We start from the raw sequence: 25213 nt of genomic DNA, 5'->3' as shown, positions 1-25213 counted from the left end.
CCGCCGCGACCGCCACGGTCGCCGCCACGGTCGCCAAAGCCGCCACGGCCACCGCGATCGCCACCGCGACCGCCACGGTCGCCGCCACGGCCACCGCGATCGCCAAAGCCGCCGCGACCGCCACGGTCGCCGCCACGGCCACCGCGCTCGTCACGGCCGCCGCGAGGACCGCGGTCCTCGTCCAGGCCCATGGCGACGAGCGGAGCGATAACCTTATCGAGAGCGGCCATCAGCTCGGTAGCCTCCTCGTAAGAAAGCTCGGGCAGGAGCTTCTCCTTCTTGTTGGCAAGCTCGACCAGGCCCTCAGCGGCATCCTCGGCAGCGAAGACAACGATCTTGCGCATATCGCCCTCGGCGTCGTCGATGCGGCCGACCAGATCGGCAGCCTCGGCCTCGGCCATCAGGCCATCGAGCTCACGAAGGCGCATGCCCAGCAGGTCGGACATTTCCTTCTGCTCCATCTTGGGCTTGAGGTCAAGAAGCTTGATGGCGCGCTCGATGTTCGCCATGCGCTCGGCCTTGGCCTCCTCCTCCTTGGAAATAGCAAAGCGACGGCTGCGCAGCAGGCGGGCGGCCTTCTGCATCTTGTCCATCAGCTCTTCGTCATCGTAATCAGCGGCGGCCTCGACAACCTCGGCCTCCTCGGCGGAAACCTCGTCAGCAGCCTCAACCTCGGCAGCTTCGGTCTCCACGGTCTCGACTGCCTCGACCTCGGCAGCCATGGTCTCGTTCTCGGTCTCGTTCATGATCTCTTCGTTCTCAGACATGAGACTCCTTCTTGGCCCTCTCGGGCATCATCGCCCCATTCGCGGGGCCCGTCGCGCACTCTTTGCGCTTTATACATTCATGCCTCTCGGCAAAACGTCCATTAGTTTATGGTGTCGCCATCCAATCTAGCTGCAGAATCTATGTGCACACATTAATGCGACATGTGCGACTCGCGGCGAGCGTACACCAGCGACACCGCGAACCCGACAACGGCAATCACGGCCGCCACGCGCACGGCGGCTGCAAATCCTATCGCCTGGGCAACGTCCGACGCAACGCCTGCGGCGCCAGCAGCCACCGCAGAACTCGAAAGCAGGCCGATAAACAGCGACGGACCAAACGACGCGGCAATCATGTTCCACGTGTTAAGCAATGCCGTTCCGTGAGGATGCTCAGCGGCGGGGAGCGTCTCCAAACCGGCGGTCTGCGAGGGGCTCAGTACCAAACCGACGCCGGCATACACCACAACGGTCAGCAGCACGACAACGCCGCTGTTCATGCTTGCCGCGGTCATCGAGATTGCCGTCTGCCCCACAGCGATCAGGGCAAAGCCGACCGGCAGCAGCGGCCACGCACCACGGGCATCCATCACGCGTCCGCCCACAATCGAGGTCACGGCGTTGCAGGCGATCGCCGGCAAAATGAGCAAACCCGCGACAAGTGCGGTCATGCCGTATGCGCCCTCAAAATAGAGCGGCAACAAAACGCTCATCGAGAACGTCGTCATCATCGACACCACCACAAGCAGGCATGCAGGCCAAAAACGAACGCTCGCCATGGGACGCACGTTAAGCACCGGATGCTCGAGCTTGAGCTGACGAACCGCAAACAGGCCGAGCACCACAACAGCGGCGAAAAGCGCCACGATACCGGCCATCACATTGGTCGAGAACTCGCCTACGGAATACACGAACGCCGTAATGCCGGCAGTGAGCAAAACAACCGACAGAATATCAAGCGTGGTGTTCGAACACTCTCCGACATTCCGAACGAGCTTTGCTGCCGCCGCGGCGACCACGACACCGCCCACCAGCGGCACTACGAACACCGCCCTCCAGCCAAACAACGTGCACATAAGACCACTAATCACGGGCCCAAACGCCGGCCCTAGCGTAATGCAGGCACCGCCCAAGCTCAGATACAGACCGAGCTTCTCACGCGGAGCACAAGATAGCACCACATTCATCATGAGCGGAAACAAGATGCCCGATCCCGCAGCCTGCAAAATACGACTTGGCAGCAAAACGGTAAACGACGGGGCGACCAGGCACAGGACTTCTCCGGCGACCATGCATCCGCATGCGAAAAACAGCAGCTTGCGCGTCGAGAAACGACCGGACAGAAAGGCCATGATGGCCGTAAAGATCGACGTCACGATCATGTATCCCGAAACGAGCCACTGCGCCGTGGTAGCGCTCACCGAAAAGACCGCCATGATGTCGTGCAGTGCCACGTTAATGATGTTCTCGTTAAACGCGGCGACAAAGGCTGCAATATACATTACGACGAGAAACGCCGAAGTGGCCGATGGCGTTGCTTGAACTTGTTGCTGAGATTTGCTCCCCATGCATTTCCTTCCTCTTGGAACGACAGTCGCATCGCCCCAGAGGAACAGTCCAGGGCGAGCATGAGCCCTAGACTTACGTCAGACGCCGCACGCGACGGATCCGACAACATGGTCCAACGTTGAAAGATTGTAACGCTGACGCGCAGCTTTCCTTCCGCGCTATTATTAAAAGTCCACGAAAGCACGAGACATGAGGAGCCCGCCATGATTAAGCCCATCATGAAATCCGAGTTCTTTTTGCGCCTGCCTTCCGAAGACGCGGGACCCGACGATGCCGCGACCGGGCAGGACCTCCTGGATACGCTCCATGAGCATGAGCACGAGTGCGTGGGCCTTGCCGCCAACATGATTGGCGTGCGCAAACGCATCATCTGCGTAAAGGACGGCAACAGGGCGCTGCTGATGTACAACCCTCAAATTCTTGAGCAGGTCAATTCCTATCAGACGAGCGAAGGATGTCTCTCGCTTTCCGGCGAGCGCCCCTGTACTCGCTATCGCCGCATTAAGGTTGAGTATTTGGACGAGAATTTCGTCCACCGCATCAAAAACTTCTCGGGCTACACCGCCGAGATCATCCAACACGAAATCGACCACTGTTGCGGAATCGTTATCTAGAAAGCCAAGGAAAATGACCTGCTTTCCTCCGTTGCATGCGGATCGTGATAACGATACAGGTTGAGCACACGCCAGCGAGCGAGCCGCATTTGCGCCAAGGTGACGCGAAATGAGAGGGCGCTGACCTTCTGGTCGCGCCCTCGAAATTGAACGTCAGATTGGTGTGAATGCAGCTCGCGCAACGTCAAGCGGTCCGCCGTTCGGCAGAACGGCGGAACTAATTAGGACTGGCGGTAGTGATCGAAGAAGTCGGCGAGGTCTTCGAGGGACTCCTTGAGCACTTCCATGCGCGGCAGGTACACGATACGGAAGTGGTCGGGCTCAGCCCAGTTAAAGCCGCCGCCGCGCGTGATGAGAATCTTCTTCTCGTGCAGCAGGTCAAGGGCGAACTGCTCGTCATCGGTAATGTTGAACTTCTTCACATCCATCTTGGGGAAGATGTAGAACGCCGCACGCGGCTTAACCACCGAGATGCCGTCAATCTTGTTGAGCGCCTCATACACAAAGTTGCGCTGCTCGTAGACACGGCCGCCGGGGCGGATGTAGTCGTTGACGGACTGATGGCCACCGAGCGCCGTCTGAACGATCGACTGAGCCGGCACGTTGGAGCACAGGCGCATGTTGGAGAGCATGTTAATGCCCATGATGAAGTCGCTCATGCAGCGCTGGTTGCCCGAAAGCACCATCCAGCCAATACGATAGCCCGCGATCATGTGCGACTTGGAAAGGCCGCTAAAGGTGACGCAGGGCAGATCAGGAGCGAGCGAGGCAATCGAGACGTGCTCGTAGCCGTCCATGCACAGGCGGTCGTAGATCTCATCGGCAAAGATCATCAGCTGATGCCTGCGTGCAACCTCGACGATGCCCTCGAGCACCTCGCGCGGGTAGACCGAGCCCGTGGGGTTGTTGGGGTTGATGATAACGAGGGCTTTGGTCGCGCTCGTGATCTTGGACTCCATATCCTCCAGGTCGGGATACCAATCCGCCTGCTCATCGCACAGATAGTGCACAGGATGACCGCCGGCAAGGGTTGCGCACGCCGTCCAGAGCGGATAGTCGGGGCTGGGGATCAGAATCTCGTCGCCATTGTCGAGCAGCGCGTTCATCGAAAGCTGAATGAGCTCGGACACGCCGTTGCCCGTGTAGATATGCTCCATCTGAACGTTGGGCAGGCCCTTGATCTGCGAATACTGCATGATCGCCTTGCGCGCGGAGAACAGGCCACGCGAGTTGGAATAGCCTTCGCAGTCGGGCAGCTGCTGGCGCATGTCCTTGATGACCTCATCGGGCGTGCGGAAACCGAAGGGCGCCGGGTTGCCGATATTGAGCTTGAGGATGCGCTCGCCCTCGTCCTCCATACGGGCGGCCTCGTCGACGACGGGACCGCGCACGTCATACAGGACGTTATCGAGCTTGGTGGATTTAGAAAAAGTACGCATGGTGGTGCTCCTTGCAATTTGAGCTGAGGGATGGGGTTCGGGCTTGGAATCGTTGCGGGGTGATGATGCCTCGCCTTGATCGGCGTCGCCGGCAAGCAGCCAGGTAACATCGACCTCCAAAATACGGGCGAGCAGCTCAGCCACATCGCGCCGCGGAATCGTCTTGCCGCTCACATATTGGCTCATCTGACTCTTGCCGAGTTTTTTGCCGAGCATCTCCGATGCGCGGATCACGTCCGACTGGCGAACGTCGCGATCGGACATAGCCTGTCGCAGACGATCGCTAAACGTCTCTTGGGCCACTAGAACCTCCTTGCTGGCAAAGTTCAATTTATACAACACGAATTGAACCTGAGTTCAATTTAGGCAGCAGTATAGCGCCGTGCTATTTCGAAAAGTTCAATTTCAAAAATAAAATGAGCAAGACCTCGAGATTTATCCAAAGGCGATAACGACGTGCACGCATTTAGAGGTATTCGAGGAAACGAGCGGCGGCAAGCGAAACATCGGCCGTTCGATATATGGCGTTGATCTGCCGATGGGGATGCCCTTCGAGCGGACGCACAGCAACATCGAACTGGCAGCGACGCAAGATGAGCGCGGGAAGAATGCTCACGCCCAGGCCATCCTCGACCATAGCCATAATCGCATAGTCATCCCAAGTCGACAGTTTTGAGCGCACCGCCAGCCCCGCCCGACGGAATAGCGGCGTAATCTCATCATCGGTACCCCGTTCCAGCAGAATAAACTGCTCTCTTGCCAAATCGGTAAGAGAGACGAACTCCGCCGTGGCAAGCAACGAATCTGTCGGCACCACCGCCATCAGCTCATCACACACTAAAGACCGTGATGCCATGCCGTTTTCTCGGGGCTCACGCGGGATAAAGCCCAGGTCGCAGCGCCCCTCCGCCACCCATTGTTCAATCTCTGAGTAATCGCCCATCAGCAACTCATAATCGACGTCCGGGTGATCGGCGCGAAAACGCGCTATGACCGGTGGCAGCACGTGGGTCGCCACACTCGAAAACGTACCAATGCAGATCTTGCCGCGCATGAGCCCACGCATCTCGTCCACGTGTCGCTGCAGGCGGCCAAACTCCTCGCAGAGCGCCTCAACCGCCGGCATGATCTGCCGCCCATCGGCAGAAAGCACCACACCCTCGCGGCTGCGGTCGAGCACCTTAAAACCCCAATCGGTCTCAAGGTCGCCCACCATGCGGCTCACGCCCGACTGCGAATAGCTCAGCCGCTCGGCGGCGCGCGTAAAACTGCCGGCCCGCACGGTCTCGAGCAGCACCTGCATCTTTTGAATATTCGTTTCCACGGCACCCCTCCACCTTTACATGAGTTTTTGTCATGTTATCCATGCATTATATTCGCTTTTCTTCTAAAGCCAGTTCACCCATAGTGAACATGTTCGGATATAGAGGGGATGTCAGCACATGAACAACGGATTGTTTACGTACTTAGCAGCATTGCTATTGTTTGGCTCCAACGGCATCATCGCCGCTGCCATCGCGCTGCCGAGCTCCGATATCGTACTGTTGCGCACGTTTTTGGGCGCTCTCACCCTTGCCGCCATCCTCTTCATAACCAAGCGCCATAACCTGCAGGCTCCGTCTCGCCCCCGCGAGGCCGCAGCGCTCATCGTCTCGGGCGCCGCGCTGGGCGCCAGCTGGATTTTCCTGTTCCGCGCCTATCAGACGATCGGCGTTGGTATCTCCTCGCTGTTGTATTACTGTGGCCCCATCATCGTTATGGCCCTCTCCCCGCTCATTTTTGGCGAAAAGCTGACCGGCGGCAAAATCGCCGGCTTTGTCGCCGTCGCCTGCGGTGCTTTTCTCATTGCAGCGCAAGGTCTAGGCGGCAATATGCCCATTGCGGGCATCGTCTGTGGAATCGCCTCGGCCTTCTGCTATGCATTGATGGTCATCGCCAGCAAGGGTGCGCCGCACATCGAGGGCCTCGAGAACTCCGCACTCCAAGTGAGCGCCGCCTTTGTGACCGCACTGGCCCTCACGCTCATCACGCAGGGCGCTCCCTCGTTCCTGTCCGCCGGCGTCGCCGCCAGCATTGATTGGCGCGCCGTCGCTATGCTCGGCGTCGTCAACACCGGCATTGGTTGCCTGCTCTACTTTAGCGCCGTCGCCAAGCTGCCCGTCCAGACCGTCGCCGTCGTCGGCTACCTCGAGCCGCTTTCGGCGGTCGTGTTCTCGGCCGCCCTTTTGGGTGAAGCCATAACACCGGTCCGCCTGATGGGCGCCGCGCTTATCATCGGCGGCGCGATTTTTTGCGAACTCGCCGGCAAACGCGCAAACGCCAAGGCTGGCATCGCCCAGACAGCACGTGCTTAAAAGCCCCTGCTTTGAAATGCTACCGGCGTAGATAAATAATCCCCAGCTGAGGATTATTGTCTAAAATAACCCGATGTGCCAAACTGCTCTTGTATGTATAAAGACGGCATAAAGTTTTTTGTCCTAGACAGATAACCGGATGTCTAAGGGAGTCCACGTGGCACACAACAAACTGGAGGCAAACCTCCAAGGCCAGCATGGGCAGGGCGGGCACGGAGCCATTCCCCTCTCCGCTGGCATGCTGCTCGTAACGCTCGGCGTCGTCTATGGCGACATCGGCACGAGCCCCATGTACACCATGAAATCAATCGTCGCCAACAACGGCGGCATCGGTACCGTCAGCGAGGACATGATCCTGGGCGCGCTTTCGCTCGTCATCTGGACCATGACGCTCGTGACCACGGTCAAGTACGTGATAATCGCCATGAAGGCCGACAACCACAACGAAGGCGGCATCTTCGCCCTGTTCAGCCTCGTACGCAAGGTGGCACCATGGCTGATTCTGCCCGCCATGATCGGCGGTGCGGCACTGCTTGCCGACGGCATCCTCACCCCCGCCGTCACGGTCACCACAGCCATCGAGGGTCTGCGCACCATCGAATGGGGCCATGCGCTGCTGGGCGACGGCCAGACCAACGTCATCATCATCACCATCATCATTATCTGCGGCCTATTTGCCATGCAGCGCGCCGGCACCTCGTCAATCGGCAAGCTCTTCGGCCCGCTCATGACGCTGTGGTTCCTGTTCCTGGCAGGCGCCGGTCTGTTCAACATGCTCGACAACCTGTCCATCTTGCGCGCGCTCAACCCCATCCGCGGCATTATGTTCCTGTTCTCGCCCATCAACCATTCGGGCATTATGGTGCTCGGCTTTGTCTTCCTGTCGACAACCGGTGCCGAAGCGCTCTACTCGGACATGGGCCACGTGGGCAAGGCAAACATCTATGCATCCTGGCCATTTGTTAAGGCGGCCCTTATCCTCAACTATCTGGGTCAGGGAGCTTGGCTACTCGCCAATAACTCCAACCCCCAGATGCTCGCGATGGATATCGTCAACCCGTTCTATATGATGCTCCCCGAGCCCCTACGCCCCTTTGCCATCGTGCTTTCGGCCGTGGCGGCCATCATCGCCTCACAGGCGCTCATCACCGGCTCGTTCTCGCTGGTATCCGAGGCAACGCGTCTCAACCTTATGCCGCACCTGCGCATCCACTACCCCAGCGACACCAAGGGCCAGCTCTATATTCCGCTCGTCAATAACATCATGTGGGTCGGCTGCATCTTCATCGTGCTGCTGTTCCAAAACTCCGAGCGCATGGAGAGTGCCTACGGCCTCGCCATTACCGTGACCATGCTTATGACCACCACGCTTTTGACGAGCTATATCGCCGGCATTCTCAAGCACAAGCTGGGCGCCTGCGTCTTCGCCCTGCTCTTCGGCGCCATTGAGCTGTGCTTTTTCGCCTCGTGCCTCACCATGTTCTTTGACGGCGGCTATGTGATGATCTTCTTGGCCGCACTGCTGTTTGGCCTTATGTATGTGTGGCGTCGCGGCACCGCCATCGAGCGCACGCAGACGATCCTGCTGCCCGTCTCCAAGTACATCGACCAGCTCAATCGCCTGCGCAATGACGAGACCTATCCCGTGCTCGCCGACAATCTGGTATTTCTCACCAACAGCCCCGACCCGCTCACACTCGACCGCGACGTGCTCTATTCCATCCTGGACAAACATCCCAAGCGCGCCAAGGCATACTGGTTCATCAACGTACACGTTACCGATGAGCCCTATACGCACGAGTATTCCGTCGAGACCTTTGGCACGGACTTTTTGTTCCGCGTACGCCTGGACCTGGGCTTTAAGGTCAACCAGCGCATCAACGCCTATCTGCGCCAGATCGTCGGCGACTTGATGGCATCGGGCGAGCTGCCGCCGCAGCATCACACCTACTCCATCTACGAGACACGCGGCAACGTGGGCGACTTCCGCTTTTGCATGCTGCGCAAGATGCTTGCCCCCGAAACGGACATCAACCGCAACGACCACCGCGTGATGGCCATCAAGTACGCCGTCCGCCGCGCCTGCGGAAGCCCGGCACGCTGGTACGGTCTTGAGAACTCGGCCATCATCATCGAGTACGTGCCCCTCTTTGCCCGCATGCGCCCGGCGGTCAAACTCGTACGCACCCATGTGCCGCTCGAAGTCCAGATCGAGGAAGCCGAGGAAATGGAAGTCGATATCTTCTCGGACGACCTGGTCAACGGCAACGAAGCCGGCAGGAACATGAACGTCGACCCCACCGAGTTGCTCGAGAGCGTCGCCGATACGCCCGAACAGCAACAGCTCGACGGCCTCGAGAGCGAACAACTCAACGACGCCAACTTCTAGCGACGTCGCGTATCAACGACAGCGGCCCTGCACCTCACGGGAGATGCAGGGCCGCTTTGCATTGCAGTAAAGCTATCGGCTACGAACGACGCGGCTCGGGAACCACGAGCCTATCGGGGCTCGCGCCCTCGGCATCCATCAGGCTCACGTAGCGAATCGACGGATCCCCATACATCGCGTAGTAATAATTGCCCGTGCGCGCGCTAAAGCATCCGGTATAGATAGTCTTCTCGAACTTGCCATCGCCCATCCTGGACGCCCCTTCAATCATCACCACGCCCTCGAGTGAACGGAACATGCGGACGACGTTTTCGGTCTCGCTCTCCTTTTGCGGGTAATTGGCATTGAGGTACGCCGCCTTTACAAAACGGCTCGGCGAATAGCAGTCACCCGGAATACCGCGCATGCCGGCACCCGCGCCATAGGGCTTGAGCTCGGCGCCACGCCATGTCGCCGTCTGCGGAAAATCGCTTGTGGCCGTGATATAGGTGCGCAGGTTTTCCATGTGCCACGGGAAGGTGGGCTGATTGGCAAGGGTGTCGACCGGATCGTCGTATACATGCAGGCCGTCAGCCATCATCTCGACCACGATGCTGCGCTGGCTGTCGCCGATAATCCAATGGAGCAGCGACACGCCCAGCCCCTCTCCTGCAGATTTGGCAACAATCACCGTATCGCGCAGCGCGGCCTCGACCTCATCGACCGTCGAGAACGTCGCTGCCACCCACAGGGGAAACTCATAGGCCGCGATATTGGTCTTTCCATCAACCGGCCCCTTGGCATACTCGGCATAACCGGGAAAGTTGAGCCCCGCCACAGCCAGACCCGCATCGTTACCGCAATCGAAAAACATGGGATAGTTCTTGTAATCGATGCACATACCGATCACCGCGTGTGCCGCTGTCGCGTCGTCGATAAACGAATACGGAATGTGGAACCCGCGCGGCATCACGCGAACCTGTTGGCCGTAGTCAAAGCTCCAGTCGAGGTTGCGGCCTAGATACATGTGGCCAGAATTATCGGTAAATCGAATGCTCGTACACATAGCGCCTCCTAGCTTTACGTTCCTGCTAAGGTTATTGTCACCAAACAAAAAGGCGCTAAACACAAAAGCCCGGACATGGCAACAATGTCACGCCCGGACCATAAGAGACGAAGTGTGGTGCTTTGGTCCCCTTAGACCAACTTTCCAAGACAGTGATCGATCATATGCTGGACCATCTGCGCCTCGAAGCCGACGAAGTCCTGCTTGCGCTCGCGCATCTTGCCGTCAACGATCACGTCATAAGCAACCTTGCACTTGATATAGCGCGTGGACTTGGTGACCTCCTCGTGCGTCAGGCAGCTCTCCTCCATCTTGCTGGCGCCCAGGCCAAACACCAGACGGGGGTTGTAGAGTACGTGGGGCTCGCCGGCGTCGTCCAGATAGACGCAGACCTTCTTGGTGACGCCGATCTGGTTGGCGGCCAAGCAGCCGGCATCATCGAGCGACTTGATGGTATCAATCAGATCCTGAGCGACCGACTCGTCCTCGACAGTCGCAACCTCGCAACGCTGAGACAGGATAGCCTCGTCGCGGCAGAGCTCTTTAATCATACGTTCCTCCATAGGGGTCGTTGTAACCGCTTAAGTATACGGTACCTACACAATTTCATGCAAAAGATACCGCCCGTCCGTTACAAACCGCCGAACATCAACATGTGAGGAACACCAACTTCACAAAGGCGATATAGTGGGTGAGTTCGTGTCAATCGGCCTAAACTCGGGGCCGAACAAGGAAAGGGTATGCATGGACGAACTATTTCACGTCAGTGAGCGCAAGTCCACAATCGGGACCGAACTCCGCGCTGGACTGACAACATTCCTGGCGATGGCCTACATCATCGCCGTCAACCCCGCGGTGCTCTCGGGCGCTGGCATCGATGCGGGAGCGCTCGCCTGCGCCACCTGCCTGGGCGCCGGCATCATGACCATCTGCATGGGCATCTTCGCCAACCGCCCGCTCGCCTGCGCGTCGGGCTTAGGCGTCAACGCGATGATCGCTGGAATCACCACCACCGTCTGCGGCGGTGACTGGCACGTGGCCATGAGCGTCATCTTCCTTGAGGGCGTCGTCATCTTGCTGCTCGTGCTTTGTGGCCTGCGCGAGGCCATCATGGACGCCATCCCGGTTGTCCTGCGTCACGCCATCTCGGTGGGTCTGGGCCTGTTCATCGCCATGATTGGCCTGTGCGATGCCGGCATTATCACCGCTGGCGCCGGTACACTCGTCGGTCTGGGCGACATCACCTCCCCCACCTTCATCGTCGGCATCATCTCCATCCTGGTGACGGTCGCCCTCGCCTGCCGCAACGTCCCCGGCTCGCTGCTCATCGGCATCATCGTCGCCGTTATCGCCGGTATCCCCCTGGGTGTGACCCAGGCTCCGACCGGCATCATCGCCCCGCTCGACTTCTCGAGCATCGGCGGCCCCATCGCCGACGCCGGCGGCGTGCCCGCCATCGTCAAGGTCCTTACCGACCCCACGCTCCTCGTCATCTCGTTCTCGCTGCTCATGAGTGACTTCTTCGACACCATGGGCACCGCGATGGCCGTGGCCAAGCAGGGCGAGTTCCTCACCGACGACGGCAACGTCGAGAATATCAAGGAGATCCTGATCGTCGACTCCGCCGCCGCTGCTGTGGGCGGTTTCATGGGCGTCTCCTCCATCACCACCTTCGTCGAGTCCACTTCCGGCGCCGCCGACGGTGGCCGCACGGGCCTCACCTCCGTCACCACCGGCGTGCTGTTCATTCTCGCCGCGTTCTTCTCCCCCATCGTCACCATCGTTTCCAGCGCCGCCACCTGCGGTGCTCTGGTCTACGTTGGCTACCTCATGATGAGCGAGGCCTCCGAGATCGACTGGTCCGACGTGTCGCAGGGTTTCCCGGCGTTCATGATTGTCGCCGGCGTGCCCTTCACTTACTCCATCTCTGCCGGCATTGGCCTGGGCTTTATCGCCTACGTGATCGTCGCGCTCTTTAAGGGCGAGGCCTCCAAGATCAAGCCGCTCATGTGGATCGCAGCCCTTGCCTTCCTCGTCTACTTCTTTGTAGCGTAGGCGCAAGATTCGCAATACCAAACAGCAAAGCGCGGAGTCGCATCGAGCGGCTCCGCGCTTTGCTTTTAAAGCCAGGCACCACACGGACACGCGATGTATTGCTTCGCAAGTTTTGGACGTTTTGCTCTCCAAACGGCACTACCGACGGCTACATCCTGCAGATATGCTGGATGTAGCCGCATAGGCCCTATGAGGATGGGAGTAACCATGGCCGCCTTGTTCACGACCCCCAAGCGCAATGACAAAACCTCTGGAGCCCATTTTGTCGAGCCCGACCTGCGCCGTCGCACGCTGCTCGCGCACGGCAGCTGGCGCCGCGTGACACGCCGCATCGTTGTAGGCGCCGTATGCGCGCTTACGGTAAGCTCGCTGCTCATGCCGAGCGTCTCGCTCGCGGCCGAGTGGGTGGACGTCGGCGGCACCCAGTACAACGCCGGCACCGCGGCGGGCGACGCCGCCGGCACCTGGAGCTGGGACGGCGCCGACGATATGAAGCTCAACGGCTATGACGGCGGTGCGATCCAGGCTGCGGGCAAGCTCAACATTGCCTACGAGGGAAAGAACACCGTGAAAACCGAGCCCGATTACACCGGAGCCGCCATCAAGGCGCAGGATGGCACTAGCCAGAAAGCAGAGTTGAACATAACGAGCTCGAATAGCACGGATGAGCTCAATGTGACAGCTGAGGCCGATGCAATTAAATCCACAGGCGACCTCTCCATTTCTGGCCCAGGCACTGTGAACACCACAAGCACTACTTCCGACGGAATTGAGGCAAAGGGCGATCTCTCTATCACGGGCTCGGGCACCGTGAATGCAACGGGCGGTACCGAAGGCATCCAATCCAAGGGCAAGACCACCATCGATTCCTCTGGCACAGTGATCGCTAAAGGAAGCGAAGGTTACGGCATCGCCGCGGGCAGTGACCTGATCATCAAAGGCGGTGGCAAGGTAGAAGCAAGCTCGATAGAAGAAGCGGCGATTTGGGCTGACGGCAACATCGACATCTCGGGCGGCAGCCAGGTCGAGGCAAGCTCCCAGGGAGATCTTGCCGTCGACGCTGAGGGTAGTCTCGCGGTCACGAACGCCTCCCTTGACGCAAGCGGTGTTGAATATGGTGTCTATGCCTACAAGGGCGTTACGCTCGATCACGCGACCGTGACGGTCCGCACAAGCGCGAGCGGCGGCCAGGCCATCGCCCTCATCACTGACGGGGACGACATCGTCATCAAGAATGGTTCCATCGTGGACGCGTTCGCAGAAGGCAAATTCTCGGTTGCAATCTCTACCAGAAACCACCAGCCAAACGTCGCTGGCGGCCACATCTACATCAGCGACTCCGTTGTTAAGGCTATAGCCCGCTATGTCGAGACCGGTGGCGATGGCCCCGATCACTACAGCAACGACCAAAGCGGCGAGGTCATCCCTGAGCCTAGGGGTCTGAACATCGGTATCTTCGCCCAGACCTACGAGGGCATCACGCCCGCGACCATCTCGATCGTCCGCAGCAAGCTCACGGCCGAGGGAGACACGGCGGCAATCTTCGCTCTTGCCATAAGCGAGGATGGCAAGGCGATCGGCACCATCGAGATCGAAGGCGCTCCCATCCAGACGCCCGCAGGCGGCAAGATCATTAACTATCGCTACGAAGAAGAGTGCGGCCCCAGCATCTCCTACGAGGCAGGTCAAACCATCGGCACGGGCGACGCCACGATCGACTCCCCCTATGACGCCGCTGTCGCCAAGAGCACGGCCATCGTGCCTCCCGAGGAGATCAAACCCGAGGAGAAGCCCGGCGAGACCAAGCCGGGTTCCAAGTCCGAGGGCACGAAGACGACCAAGACCGTTGCGGCTGCAACCGCGGGAGCCAAAACCACCGGCATCCTCGCCGCAACCGGCGACACCTCGAGCGCGGCCATCATAGCGACCGCCCTTGTAGGAACGGCCGCTATCGTCACAGGCGCCCTGGCGAGTCGCAAACGCTCGTAAACACTTTTTCGCACAGGACGGGTGGGTCGCAGCCCTTGCCTTCCCCGTCTACTTCTTCGTAGCGTAAGGGCAAGGCTGCAAAAGCTGAACAATAAAGCGCGGAGTCGCCATGCGGCCCCGCGCTTTTCTTTTAACGTCGGTCCCTGCGCCGGCGTGCGGCCTATTTCTCCCCCATTTTGGCCATTTTGCCCTCCAAACGGCACTACCGCCGGCAACATCCAGCAGATACGCTGAACCTAGCCGTATAGGCCCTATGAGAACGGGAGCAACCATGGCAGCCTTGTTCACGACCCCCAAACGCAATGACGCTACCGCCGGAACCCATGTTGCCGAACCCGACGTTCGCCGTCGCATAGGACTCGCGCACGGCAGCTGGCGCCGCGTGACGCGCCGCATCGTCGCGGGCGCCGTGTGCGCGCTCACGGTGAGCTCGCTGCTCATGCCGAGCGTCTCGCTCGCAGCGGAATGGGTCAAGGTCGGCGGCAACAAGTACAACACCGCGGCGAGCGACGAGGCCGGTACCTGGTCGTGGGACGGCGCCGACGACTTGAAGCTCAACAACTATAACGGCGGCGAGATCCAGGCCGCAGGCAAGCTCAACGTGAATTACTCGGGAACCAACATCGTCACTGCCGAATGGATCGAAAGCATCAACGTTTCTCATGGCACTAACGAGAATGCCGAGCTCAATATCCAAGGCGACGCGGGCAGCACGCTCAGCGTGACATCTACTGAGGACGCTATCCTCTCCACGGGTAATATCAACATCGACGGAGCCGGATCCGTCAACGCCACGAGCACTGGGTTTGATGCCATCAATGCCGGGGGTGATCTCGCTATCAAAGGTTCGGGCAACGTCAACGCCACGGGTGCATCGGATGGCATCAGGGCAAACGGCAATATCACGATTGACGACAGCGGAGCCGTCACCGCCAGGGCTACCGAGGACAAGGGTATTGGAACCGACAAGGACCTCACCATCAAGGGTGGCGGGACGGTCGAGGCAAGCTCCGAGAAAGACGCTGCCGTCGAGGCCAAGGGCAGCCTCGCAGCCACAAACGCCTCCCTCAACGTAAACGGTGTTGAATATGGCGTCTATGCCCACAAGGGCATCACCCTCGATCATGCAAACGTGACGGTCCGTGCAGGTAAAGGCAGATACGGTGGCGCCATCGCCCTCTTCACCTACCAGGACGACATCGTCGTCAAGAACGGCTCCACCGTGGACGCGTTTGCGGAAGGTGAGGTTTCGGCTGCATTCTCCACCAGAAACGATCGACCCAACGAGGAGGGTGGCCACATCTACATCAGCGACTCCGTTGTCAAGGCCATAGCCCGCTATGTCGAGAACGGCGACGGCCCCATCCCCTACAGCGAAAACCAAGATGGTGAGACGAGCCCCGAGCCCCAAGGCGAGAACATCGGCATCATCGCCCAGACCAGCGAGGGCGTCACACCCGCAGCCATCTCGATCATCCGCAGCAAGGTAACGGCCGAAGGAGATACAGCGGCAATCTTTGCCCGTGCCATGAGCGCTGACGGCAAGACAATCGGCACCATCAAGATTGAGAACGCCGCCATCCAGACGCCCGAAGGCGGCAAGGTCATTGACTATCGCAAGCTCCGTAACGGCATCTACGAGGCAGGCCAAGCCATCGGCACGGGCGACGCTGTGATCGACTCCCCCTATAACGAAGCTGTCGCCAAGAGCATGGTCATCGCACCTCCCGAGGTAGCCAAGCCGGAAGACCCCAAGCCCGACGAGACCAAGCCCGCAGAAAGCAAGCCCGCGGAGTCCAAGCAGAACCCCAAGCCTGAGGGCTCAAAGCCGACCAAGGCCGTTGCGGCTTCAATCACGAAAGCCAAGACTACCGGCGTGCTCGCGGCAACCGGCGACACCTCGGGTGTGGCCATCGTGGCAACCGTCCTTGCGGGAACAGCCGCTATCGCCGCAGGCACCATGGCGAGCCGCAAGCGCTCTTAGACGCCTCTGCGCACATGGCAGCTCCCGCGAAGGCCCCGAGTCCCAGCACCGTTTAACAACGCCACCGCCGAGCTCCCCTCCGGCGGTGGCGTTTTCCATATGCGTCCGCAGGGTATGCACGAGATTGTCTTTGGTCTAGCCCAACCTGCATGAGCCGGCGTGCGACAATGGGGGCCGTCGATATCACAACGCCGAGAGAAGCCTGCCTTGGAAGCGCATCATAAGCAGATAACCGTTCATTCGGAGCATACGGAAAGCGCGCCCGTCATCTACCTCCCCGTTGTCATGGACGACGGTAGTAAAGTCTACGAGTGCTGCCGAGAGCTCGACTGTCCGCCATTCACCCTCGTCGCCATTGGCGGGCTCGATTGGAATCGCGAGCTGAGCCCCTGGGCATGCGACGGAACCGTGCGCGATGCCGAGCCTTTCGGCGGCCAAGCTGCCGGTTTTCTTGATGAGCTGCTGAATCAGATAATCCCCCAGGTCGAGTCGTCGCTTCCTCAGCCGCCCACCTGGCACGGCGTTGCTGGCTACTCGCTGGCAGGCCTCTTTTCGCTTTGGGCTCTCTGGCAAACCGACGCCTTTGACCGCGCTGCAAGCGCATCGGGGTCGCTGTGGTTTCCCGAATTTGTCGATCGCGCCAGCACGGCGCCATTTGCCGGCAGCCCGCAAGCCATCTATCTGTCACTCGGCAAAAAGGAAACCAAGACGCCCAACCGCATGATGCGGCACGTACTCGACGACACACGCGCGATGGAAGCGTTGCTCGTCGAGCGCGACATTCCAACAACGCTGGAGCTCAACCCCGGCAATCACTTTGCCCAAACCGACTTGCGCATGGCCCGCGGCATCCACTGGATACTCACGCACTAAAAATGGCTCCCACGCGTAGCTGCACGCATGGGAGCCATTTTTTAGATTTATCGATAGCCGGCCTTACTCGGCGGCCTCCTCGAGTTCAGAGACGTCGAACTCAAAGTCGTTGCCCGGTAGGATGGCATTGAGCACAATGCCCACCAGCGAACCCACGGCAAGGCCCGAGAGCGAAATGGTCACGCCGCCCAGCTCCAGCACGATGGCACCGGCGGTACTGTAGGCAATGCCGAGCGAAAGCACGAGCACCAGAGCCGCCACCAGCACGTTGCGGTTGTTCTGGAAATCAACCTGATTCTCGATGAGGTTACGGACGCCCACGGCGCTGATCATGCCGTAGAGCACGAGCGACACGCCGCCGATTACACACGCTGGCATGGCGGCGATCACGGCAGCAAACTTGGGGCAGAACGAAAGCACGATGGCGCAGCAGGCGGCAATGCGAATCACGCGCGGGTCGAACACGCGCGTCAGGGCGAGCACGCCGGTGTTCTCGCCATACGTGGTGTTGGCCGGAGCGCCAAAGAGCGACGCCAGAATCGTGGCGAGACCATCGCCGAGCAGCGTGCGATGCAGGCCGGGATCGGCGATGTAGTTACGCTCGCAAGTGGAGCCGATAGCCGAGATATCACCGATATGCTCGATCATGGTCGCGAAAGCCAGCGGCATGATGGTGATGATGGCCGTCGTGGCAAGACCGCTATCGAACTGCGGCCCAAAGAGTGCAAACACGGTGTTGTCCCACACGATGGGCAGACCGACCCACGGAGCGGCGGCAACGCCCGAGAAATCAACCTCGCCGAGCGCAGTCGCAACGGCATAGCTCACCACAACGCCCAGCAAAATCGGCACGATCTTGATCATGCCGCGGCCCCAGATGTTGCAGATGACGATCACGGCCACAGCGATAACGGCGACAAGCCAGTTGGTCTGGCAGTTGGCAATGGCAGAGCTCGCCAGGATCAGGCCGATGGAAATGACGATGGGACCGGTCACCACCGGCGGAAAGAAGCGCATGACACGCTTGGCGCCAAATGCGCGGAACAGCGCCGCCAGCACCGGATAGAGCAGGCCGGCGCAGGCTACGCCCAGGCAAGCGTAAGGCAAAAGCTCGGCCTCGCCGTTGGGTGCAATGGCGGCATAACCCGCGATAAAAGCAAACGACGAGCCCAGAAACGCGGGCACCTTACCGCGCGATAGAAAATGAAACAGCAGCGTGCCGATGCCGGCGAACAGAAGCGTCGCCGAAACGGAAAGGCCGGTGAGCACAGGCACGAGCACCGTGGCTCCGAACATCGCAAACATGTGTTGCAAACCCAACACAAACATGCGCGGGCGGCCGAGCGACGATGCATCGTAGATGGCATCGGTGACGGCGGGCGTCGAGGATTGGGACATGGAAGTCCTTTCATGATGGAAGGGCGATCAGGCATATCGGATAACCTGCCCGAACGATACGATCCGAACCATTGTACGTGATATGCCATGTCTCGCACGCGCCGTCACCTGCAAACGGTAGCGTTACTTCCAAACGCGCTCGGAAATGCGCTTGACCAGCGCGATCTTTGCCCACTGTTCGTCCTCGGTCAGTTTGTTGCCAATCTCACAGCTGGCAAAGCCGCACTGGGGCGACAGGTACAGGTTCACGAGCGGCACATACTTTGCGGCCTCGTGGATACGTTCGACGATGGCATCCTCGTCCTCGAGCTCAGCGGCCTTGGTGGTCACCAGGCCCAGCACGACCTTCTTGCCGGGAGCAACATACTTGAGTGGCTCAAAGCCACCGGCGCGCGGCGTATCGAACTCAAGGTAGAACGCGTCGACATCCTCGTGCGCAAACAGGTACGGTGCAATGGGATCGTAACCACCCTCGAAGGCATACGTGGAGTGATAGTTGCCGCGGCACACGTGCGTGTTGATGACCAGATCGTCGGGCTTGCCCTCGATGGCGGCGTTGTTGAGCGCCACGCCCAGCTCGCTTACCTTTTGCAGGTCGACCGGGCTCATGCCGGTCTTTGCCACGAAATCGGTGTCGCAGTAGATACCCCAAGTACAGTCATCAAACTGGATATTGCGGCAGCCTGCTGCGTACAGGTCGGCAATCACGGTGCGGTATGCTGCCGCGATGGCATCGGCGAGCTCTTCGTCGGTCTTGTAGACGGCGCGCAGACTCTCCTGCTGGCCATCGCAACGGTCGAGCGTGACTTCGGAGAATGTCTGGATCGGTGCCGGAATGGTTTGCCGTGCGACCTGGCCCTCCCCCTCAAGCGCCTTGACGAACTTAAAATGCTCGACGAACGGATGATTCTTGCCGCCAATGGGACCGGTTACCACGGCGGTGTCGGCGGTAGTCTCCTCATCGTGGAACATATAGCCTGTACGCGAGGTGCGGCGCTCAATGCCGTTAAGGCCCCACATAAAATCGAGGTGCCAGTAGCTGCGGCGGAACTCGCCATCGGTGATAACTTGCAGGCCGGCGGCCTTCTGCTTTGCCACCAAATCGCGAATGGCCTCGTCCTCGACGGCCTTAAGCCCCTCGGCATCAAGCGTGCCTGCCGCATAGGCAGCGCGGGCATCCTTTACGGCCTGCGGACGAAGAAAGCTGCCGACGATATCAGCGCGAAACGGCGCGTTCGATTGAATTGAAGTGCTCATAGATATCTCCCTTTGCATTGGTTGCTTTACTGGGACAGAGTATGAGCGCTTATATGGCCATCGTAAAATATACGTTTATATAGGTTTGTTATTAGTTTTTTCTATACTGAGCAACAGTGGAGCTCAGCCTCACATGGGTATCTCGAAGTGAGCTAAATATGCTGACGAATCGCTTCGATATAGGCCTGCCCATAGCGCGTGAGCGTCGTATTTTTGCGCGTGATAATGCCGATCTCCATGTACTCGTCTACATCGAGCGGAATCGAGATAATACCGGGGCCGTTAAGCTCATGGCTGATCACGCCCGAACACACCGTGTAGCCGTTAAGGCCCATAGCTAGGTTGAACAGCGTCGCACGGTCGCGCACGCGGATATTCTTGCGGCGCTCAAAGGTCGAGGTCAGCTCCTCAGAATAATAAAACGAGTTATAGCTGCCCTGCTCATAGGACAGGAACGGGTAGTCTTCCAAGTCCTCGAGCGTCACACTCGAGCGGCCCGCCAGCGGATGGTCGGCGCACACGAAGACATGCGGCGTGGCGCAGAAGAGCCCTTCGAACACGAGCTCGTTGGCCGCCAACATGCGCTCGATGACCTCGCGATTGCGCTCCGACAGATACAGGATGCCGAGCTCGCTTTTCATGTGCGCGACGTCCTCGATAATCTCGTGGGTTTGCTCCTCGCGCAGGGTAAAGTCGTAGCGCGCGGCATCGAACTCGCGGATCACGTCAACAAACGCGTTAACGGCAAAGGAATAATGCTGACAGCTCACACTAAAGTGCGGCACCTGCTCGGATGCGCCCTTGTACTTGCCCTCGAGCAGGTCGGCCTGGTCGAGTACCTGGCGCGCGTAGCCCAAGAAGGTCTCGCCTTCCTCGGACACAATGACGCCCTTGTTGGTGCGCTCAAAGATGCGCACGCCCATCTCGTTTTCGAGGTCGCGAATCGACGCGGTAATCGAAGGCTGCGACACAAAGAGTCGGCGCGAGGCCTCGGTGATGCTACCGCATTCGGCAACCTTGACAACATACCTGAGCTGCTGAAGCTTCATGACTTTCTCCCTAGACGTTCACGGCGCCAAGACCCGCCGCGTCCATCTGGCGCATAAACGACGGCATCTCCCCCGTCGCGGCGCAGGCGGCAATCTGATGCAGAGCCCCGGCGACCGCATCATCTGCCGCAGCGCCAATATGCCAGCGCGCCGCCGCCGTAACGGCCTCGTTGGCATTGGCGACTGCAACGGAGTTGGGAACGGCATCGATCATGGGCAGGTCGTTATCGGAATCGCCAAATACGGCCACCTCGTCGGGCGTCAGGCCCAAAGCGCGCGCCAGCTCCAGCGCAGCACAGCCCTTGTCCCAACCGGCCGGAAGGATGTCGAACAGGCGCACTCGGTTGTTGGGAAACACAAGCGAGAGTTCCGGCACCTCGGCGGCAACGCACTCGCGTAGCTCCGCGAGCTCCTCACGCGAACGGGCACTCCAGATATTCGCCTTAAACACCGGCGCGTCATCGACAACGGGACGACACGGGGCCTCTTCGCCTTTGAGCCACGCATTGCCGCCTGATTCCATGGCGCGGCGCACGCGCTCGGCATCACGTGTCACGCAATAGGCATCGTTATCCCAAAAGTCATCACCTAAGCTGTAGACCTTCAGATAGGTATCGTCGGTTTCTTCTTCCAGATAGGCGGCCAAACGCATAAGCGCGTCGCTATCGGTCGCACGTGAGGCGACCGCTTCGCCGTCGACAAACATCACCTGGCCGTTACAGAACGCACCGGTCGAAAAACACTCGGAACGATTTTTGAACATCCAGCCCATCGCGGACGGCTGACGGCCCGAAACCGGGCCAAAGTGCAGACCCGCCGCCTGCATGGCATGGATACCCTCAATGGCGTAGTCGCTGGCGCCGTCATGCCCGGCTGGAATCAGCGTATCGTCCATATCGGTCAGCACAAGTTTGATCATAGGGTCCCCCAGTCGTTTTCATCGTAACCATTGTACCGATGCGCTAGTATAGGGAACAACAGATTCGATGCGGGAGTGCCGGCGGTGCAAACCACAAGGCTGAGAGGGCATGGGGCCCAATCCTTTGAACCTGTCAGTTAATGCTGGCGTAGGGAGCATGCCGCCTTTACAGGGGCGCTGTCTATGCACAGCGCCCCTTTTCTATGCCAAGGAGGCATGTGCAGTGATCGATTCGAAACAGCTCAAGCAACAAGTGATCAAGGCCGTGGAGGAGATTCGCGCCACCAATCCGATGGCCGGCTCCATCACCAACACGGTGACGATCGACTTTGTCGCCAACGCACAGCTCGCCGTGGGCGGATCGGCCGCCATGGTCTATCTGCCCGACGAGGGCGAGGCGCTCGTTGCCGGCGGCGGCGCCATCTATCTCAACATGGGCACACTCTTCCCCATCTACGAGCAGACGATTCCCCGCGCGGCCAAGGCGGCACACGACGCCGGCAAGCCCTGGGTGCTCGATCCGGTTGGCCTGGGCATCGGTAGCCTGCGCACCCAGCTGGTAAACGAGCTCAAGCAGTACAAACCCGCCATCGTGCGCGGCAACGCCTCCGAGATTATCGCGCTCGCCGGCCTGTGGGGTCTTGAGGGCGAGGCGGCTGATCTGAGCCGCGTACGCGGTGTCGACACCACCGACACGGTCGACGCCGCCCGCGATGCCGCCGTGGCGCTCGCTCGCTACACCGGCGGCGCCGTAGTGGTCTCGGGTGAAGTCGACCTGATCACCGACGGCACGACCGTGGCCAAGTCCCACGGCGGCAGCCCACTCATGTCCAAGATCACCGGCTGTGGTTGCTCACAGGGCGGCGTGCTGGCCGTGTACGCCTGTGCTGCCGATCCGTTTACGGCAGCCATCTGCGGCACCGCCGTCTACAACGTTGCCGGTACGCGTGCCGCTGCTGTCGCCGACGCGCCGGCAAGCTTTAAGGTCGCCTTTATCGACGAGCTCTACCGTGCGACCGCCCAGGACATTGCCGATAACCGACTCGAGCTCGAGGAGGCATAAGCCATGTCCGAGCCCGCAACCAATGCCGGCATGAACACCCTGATCGCTGTGGCCATTGCCCCATGTGGCACCGGCGACGAGCTGTCTGCCGAGGTCGCCGAAGTCGTGCGCGTCATTCGCGAGAGCGGCCTTCCCAACCGCACCACCTCGATGTTCACCGAGATCGAGGGCGACTGGGACGAGGTCATGCAGGTCGTGCGCGACGCAACCTTTGTGTTGGCGAGCAAGGGCATCCGCACCGAAGTCGTGCTCAAAGCCGATATTCGACCCGGATTTACCGACACCATGACCGGCAAACTCGAGCGCATGGAAGCACAGATCAAAAAGCAGGAGGAAGCACGATGAGCATCCGCGACAACCTTGATATCTCGGCCTATCTGGTACTCGGCCCCGAAAACACGCTCGGGCGCCCCGTGGGCGATGTGGTGGCCCAGGCACTCGATGCCGGCTTTACCTGCATCCAGGTGCGCTCCAAGGTGGCAAGCGCCCGCGAGATCATCGCGCTGACCGGCGACGCCGCGCAGGCAATCGCACAGGCTGGCAAGACCGATCAGGTCGCTTTGCTGATCGACGACCGCCTGGACTGCGTACTCGCCGCGCGCGAGCAGGGCATTGCTGTCGACGGCGTGCACGTGGGCCAGAGCGATATTCCCGTCGAGGTCTGCCGCAAACTTTTGGGCCCCGATGCCATCGTGGGCCTTTCGGCCCGTTGCGAGGAGATGCTCGAGTACGTCAAGACCGCCGACATGAGCCTAGTCGACTACCTGGGCATCGGCCCGCTCCACGAGACCGAGACCAAGCGCGACTGCGGACGCGCGGCCGACGGCTCTATCATCACCAAAAGCTTTGAGGACCTGGCCGCACTCCACGCGGCAAGCCCCGTGCCCATCGTGGTGGGCGGCGGCGTAAAGATGGCCGACCTGCCGCAGCTCAAGGCCACCGGCGTCGACGGCTTCTTTGTGGTGAGCGCCGTCTGCAGTGCCGACGACCCCTACGCCGCTGCCAAGGAACTCGTCGACACCTGGCAGCAGGCATAGGCCTATGCCGAGCAGCTGCTCCGCAGCCTCATACCTTCGACAGCGGAAAGCGCATCCCAGTTTGGACGTCCATTCTGGGATGCGCTTTCCATATAGAGGGCCAGCGGAAAACGCATCCCATTCCAAGCGCAAATTTTGGGATGCGGTTTCCGCGACCGCCCCCTCGCGGAAACCGCATCCCAGTCTGAGCGCATATTCCGGAATGCGCTTTCCGTAGCAGCCCTTACCCCGCCAGATACGCTTCCAGCGCGGGCAGCGTCGCCTCCGCATCGCGACGGCCGATCTGATAGATACGCTCAAGCTCATCGGGCTCGCGGCACAGCGACGGCACCTTCACCGATTCGCTCGGCCGCACCACAAAGATCTCGCCAGCGGCCTCGCGACGCGCCAGGTCGTCGAGCGTGGCGTTATATACCTCGTGCCGGTGCTCAAGCGCCGCAACAAACTCCGGATAGTGACGATACACGCGACGCAGCATAGGCATCACGCTATTGGGCTGCTTTGCAAAGCCCGCCGGCTGCGTCAGCACCACCACGTTGCGGTCATAGCCCTGCGCAAACAGCCATGCGCTGGGAATGGAATCGGCAACGCCGCCATCCAGGTACTTGTGCCCCTCAATGGCAACGGGTCGTGTTGCCACGGGAATCGCCGACGACGCCCGGATCCACTCGATATCATGCTCATCACCGTAAGGCAGGTCATGGTAGACGGCCCGCCCCGTCTTAAGATCGGTGCACACGCAGGTAAACCGCATGGGGCAGGCACGATAAGCCTCCAGGTCGATGGGATCGCGCTCGATGGGAACCTCGTGATAGGCAAACTCGGCATTGAACATGTCGCCGGTTCGCAGCCAGCTCGTCACGCTCGCATAGCGCTTGTCGGCGCAATAGGCCTTGTTGTAGCGAATGGCACGGCCGATCTGGCGCGATTTAAAGTTGTAGCCAAACGCCGCGCCCGCCGAGACGCCCACCATATGGTCACAGGTCAGGCCGCACTCCATCCATACGTCGAGCACGCCCGCCGTATACATACCGCGGTAGCCGCCTCCCTCGAGCGCAAGCCCCACCGTGGGCGTCGTATCTGGCTGTGCCATGCGACCATCTCCGTTCCTGCGTTTTAAAACGAAACAAGTATACCCGTCAACATATATCGCCTCAGTCGCATTTTCATCGAACATCGTCGCGTTACCGTTTGGCGAATAATGGCGAATAATGGCCGCCCGCAACATGGGCACCCCTGCATAATTCCATACACTTGTTTATACTACTCAGTAGTTATCAGCAACGAACGTCAGCCGACAAATAAACCCAACGACGCAGCAAGGCGGGGGCTTGGAAACACGCGAGGCGTTGAGCAACAACGCGTGTGCACAACGAGCTCGCCCGACGCAATCCGCCCCGACCCCAGAAAGC

General features: G+C 60.0%; 21 protein-coding genes and 1 riboswitch. Of the genes, 10 read left to right on the top strand and 11 right to left on the bottom strand.

The window, feature by feature from the left end; translation table 11 throughout:
- The coding region (locus tag DWV32_RS04210) for a hypothetical protein (RefSeq protein WP_117757316.1) at positions 1-767 on the bottom strand (767 nt) is incomplete at its 3' end.
- Between the two features lie 152 nt (positions 768-919).
- The gene (locus tag DWV32_RS04205; protein ID WP_117757315.1) at positions 920-2335 is read right to left on the bottom strand and encodes an MFS transporter; all 1416 of its coding nucleotides are present in this window, start codon (positions 2333-2335) and stop codon (positions 920-922) included.
- Between the two features lie 204 nt (positions 2336-2539).
- On the opposite strand from DWV32_RS04205, the gene DWV32_RS04200 reads away from it, so the two are divergent.
- A complete protein-coding gene (locus tag DWV32_RS04200; protein ID WP_117655208.1) occupies positions 2540-2950 on the top strand; it encodes a peptide deformylase in 411 nt (136 codons plus the stop codon).
- A 221-nt stretch (positions 2951-3171) separates the two neighbouring features.
- Here DWV32_RS04200 and DWV32_RS04195 read toward each other — a convergent pair whose 3' ends face one another.
- Positions 3172-4653: an aminotransferase class I/II-fold pyridoxal phosphate-dependent enzyme gene (locus tag DWV32_RS04195; protein ID WP_117757320.1), complete on the bottom strand. Its 1482-nt coding sequence runs from the start codon at positions 4651-4653 to the stop codon at positions 3172-3174.
- 202 nt (positions 4654-4855) lie between these two features.
- The gene (locus DWV32_RS04190) at positions 4856-5713 is read right to left on the bottom strand and encodes a LysR family transcriptional regulator (RefSeq protein ID WP_117757314.1); all 858 of its coding nucleotides are present in this window, start codon (positions 5711-5713) and stop codon (positions 4856-4858) included.
- A 118-nt stretch (positions 5714-5831) separates the two neighbouring features.
- Between DWV32_RS04190 and DWV32_RS04185 the strand changes: the two genes are divergently transcribed.
- Positions 5832-6743, top strand: a complete 912-nt coding sequence (locus DWV32_RS04185; protein ID WP_117757313.1) for a DMT family transporter — start codon at positions 5832-5834, stop codon at positions 6741-6743.
- A 139-nt stretch (positions 6744-6882) separates the two neighbouring features.
- Positions 6883-9132: a KUP/HAK/KT family potassium transporter gene (locus DWV32_RS04180; RefSeq protein WP_117757312.1), complete on the top strand. Its 2250-nt coding sequence runs from the start codon at positions 6883-6885 to the stop codon at positions 9130-9132.
- Between the two features lie 79 nt (positions 9133-9211).
- Here the strand turns inward: DWV32_RS04180 and bsh are convergent, their stop codons facing one another.
- Positions 9212-10177, bottom strand: a complete 966-nt coding sequence (gene bsh, locus DWV32_RS04175) for a choloylglycine hydrolase (protein ID WP_117757311.1) — start codon at positions 10175-10177, stop codon at positions 9212-9214.
- Between the two features lie 131 nt (positions 10178-10308).
- Positions 10309-10728: a peptide deformylase gene (locus DWV32_RS04170; protein ID WP_117757310.1), complete on the bottom strand. Its 420-nt coding sequence runs from the start codon at positions 10726-10728 to the stop codon at positions 10309-10311.
- 193 nt (positions 10729-10921) lie between these two features.
- Here DWV32_RS04170 and DWV32_RS04165 point away from each other — a divergent pair, with 193 nt between their 5' ends.
- The 4 genes from DWV32_RS04165 to DWV32_RS04150 all read left to right on the top strand — a co-directional run bounded on the left by DWV32_RS04165 (position 10922) and on the right by DWV32_RS04150 (position 17078).
- Positions 10922-12232 (top strand): NCS2 family permease, encoded by a 1311-nt coding sequence (locus tag DWV32_RS04165; protein ID WP_117636875.1) that lies wholly within the window; start codon positions 10922-10924, stop codon positions 12230-12232.
- 207 nt (positions 12233-12439) lie between these two features.
- Complete coding sequence (locus tag DWV32_RS04160; protein ID WP_117757309.1) at positions 12440-14221, top strand: hypothetical protein; 1782 nt, start codon at positions 12440-12442, stop codon at positions 14219-14221.
- Positions 14222-14492: 271 nt separating this feature from the next.
- Entirely contained in the window at positions 14493-16205 is a 1713-nt protein-coding gene (locus DWV32_RS04155; protein ID WP_117757308.1) for a hypothetical protein, read from the top strand.
- A 207-nt stretch (positions 16206-16412) separates the two neighbouring features.
- The gene (locus tag DWV32_RS04150; protein ID WP_117757307.1) at positions 16413-17078 is read left to right on the top strand and encodes an alpha/beta hydrolase; all 666 of its coding nucleotides are present in this window, start codon (positions 16413-16415) and stop codon (positions 17076-17078) included.
- Positions 17079-17141: 63 nt separating this feature from the next.
- Here DWV32_RS04150 and DWV32_RS04145 read toward each other — a convergent pair whose 3' ends face one another.
- The 4 genes from DWV32_RS04145 to DWV32_RS04130 all read right to left on the bottom strand — a co-directional run bounded on the left by DWV32_RS04145 (position 17142) and on the right by DWV32_RS04130 (position 21701).
- Entirely contained in the window at positions 17142-18476 is a 1335-nt protein-coding gene (locus DWV32_RS04145; protein WP_117757306.1) for a uracil-xanthine permease family protein, read from the bottom strand.
- Between the two features lie 123 nt (positions 18477-18599).
- Positions 18600-19733, bottom strand: a complete 1134-nt coding sequence (locus DWV32_RS04140; protein WP_233540397.1) for a 5-methyltetrahydropteroyltriglutamate--homocysteine S-methyltransferase — start codon at positions 19731-19733, stop codon at positions 18600-18602.
- Positions 19734-19885: 152 nt separating this feature from the next.
- Positions 19886-20782 (bottom strand): LysR family transcriptional regulator, encoded by an 897-nt coding sequence (locus DWV32_RS04135; protein WP_117757304.1) that lies wholly within the window; start codon positions 20780-20782, stop codon positions 19886-19888.
- Between the two features lie 10 nt (positions 20783-20792).
- Positions 20793-21701 carry an HAD-IIB family hydrolase gene (locus tag DWV32_RS04130; RefSeq protein ID WP_117757303.1) on the bottom strand — a complete coding sequence of 303 codons (909 nt, stop codon included), beginning with the start codon at positions 21699-21701 and terminating at the stop codon, positions 20793-20795.
- Positions 21702-21762: 61 nt separating this feature from the next.
- Positions 21763-21873: riboswitch (TPP riboswitch) on the top strand.
- Between the two features lie 51 nt (positions 21874-21924).
- On the opposite strand from DWV32_RS04130, the gene thiM reads away from it, so the two are divergent.
- From thiM to DWV32_RS04115, 3 genes are read left to right on the top strand one after another with little or no spacing between them, the layout of a single operon-like run.
- Positions 21925-22764, top strand: coding sequence for a hydroxyethylthiazole kinase (thiM, locus tag DWV32_RS04125; RefSeq protein WP_117757302.1), 840 nt, complete (start codon positions 21925-21927; stop codon positions 22762-22764).
- A gap of 3 nt (positions 22765-22767) precedes the next feature.
- A complete protein-coding gene (locus DWV32_RS04120; RefSeq protein ID WP_006234516.1) occupies positions 22768-23109 on the top strand; it encodes a thiamine-binding protein in 342 nt (113 codons plus the stop codon).
- Entirely contained in the window at positions 23106-23801 is a 696-nt protein-coding gene (locus tag DWV32_RS04115) for a thiamine phosphate synthase (protein ID WP_117757301.1), read from the top strand. The genes DWV32_RS04120 and DWV32_RS04115 overlap by 4 nt, the downstream gene beginning before the upstream one ends.
- A 223-nt stretch (positions 23802-24024) precedes the next feature.
- Here DWV32_RS04115 and DWV32_RS04110 read toward each other — a convergent pair whose 3' ends face one another.
- Positions 24025-24894, bottom strand: a complete 870-nt coding sequence (locus DWV32_RS04110; RefSeq protein ID WP_117757300.1) for a patatin family protein — start codon at positions 24892-24894, stop codon at positions 24025-24027.
- Between the last annotated feature and the right edge of the window lie 319 nt (positions 24895-25213).

The organism is Collinsella sp. AF04-24 (genome assembly GCF_003465685.1).
GTDB lineage: Bacteria > Actinomycetota > Coriobacteriia > Coriobacteriales > Coriobacteriaceae > Collinsella > Collinsella aerofaciens_AP.
Note: the sequence above shows the minus strand (reverse complement) of the source record. Positions and strands in the feature narration are given on the sequence as shown.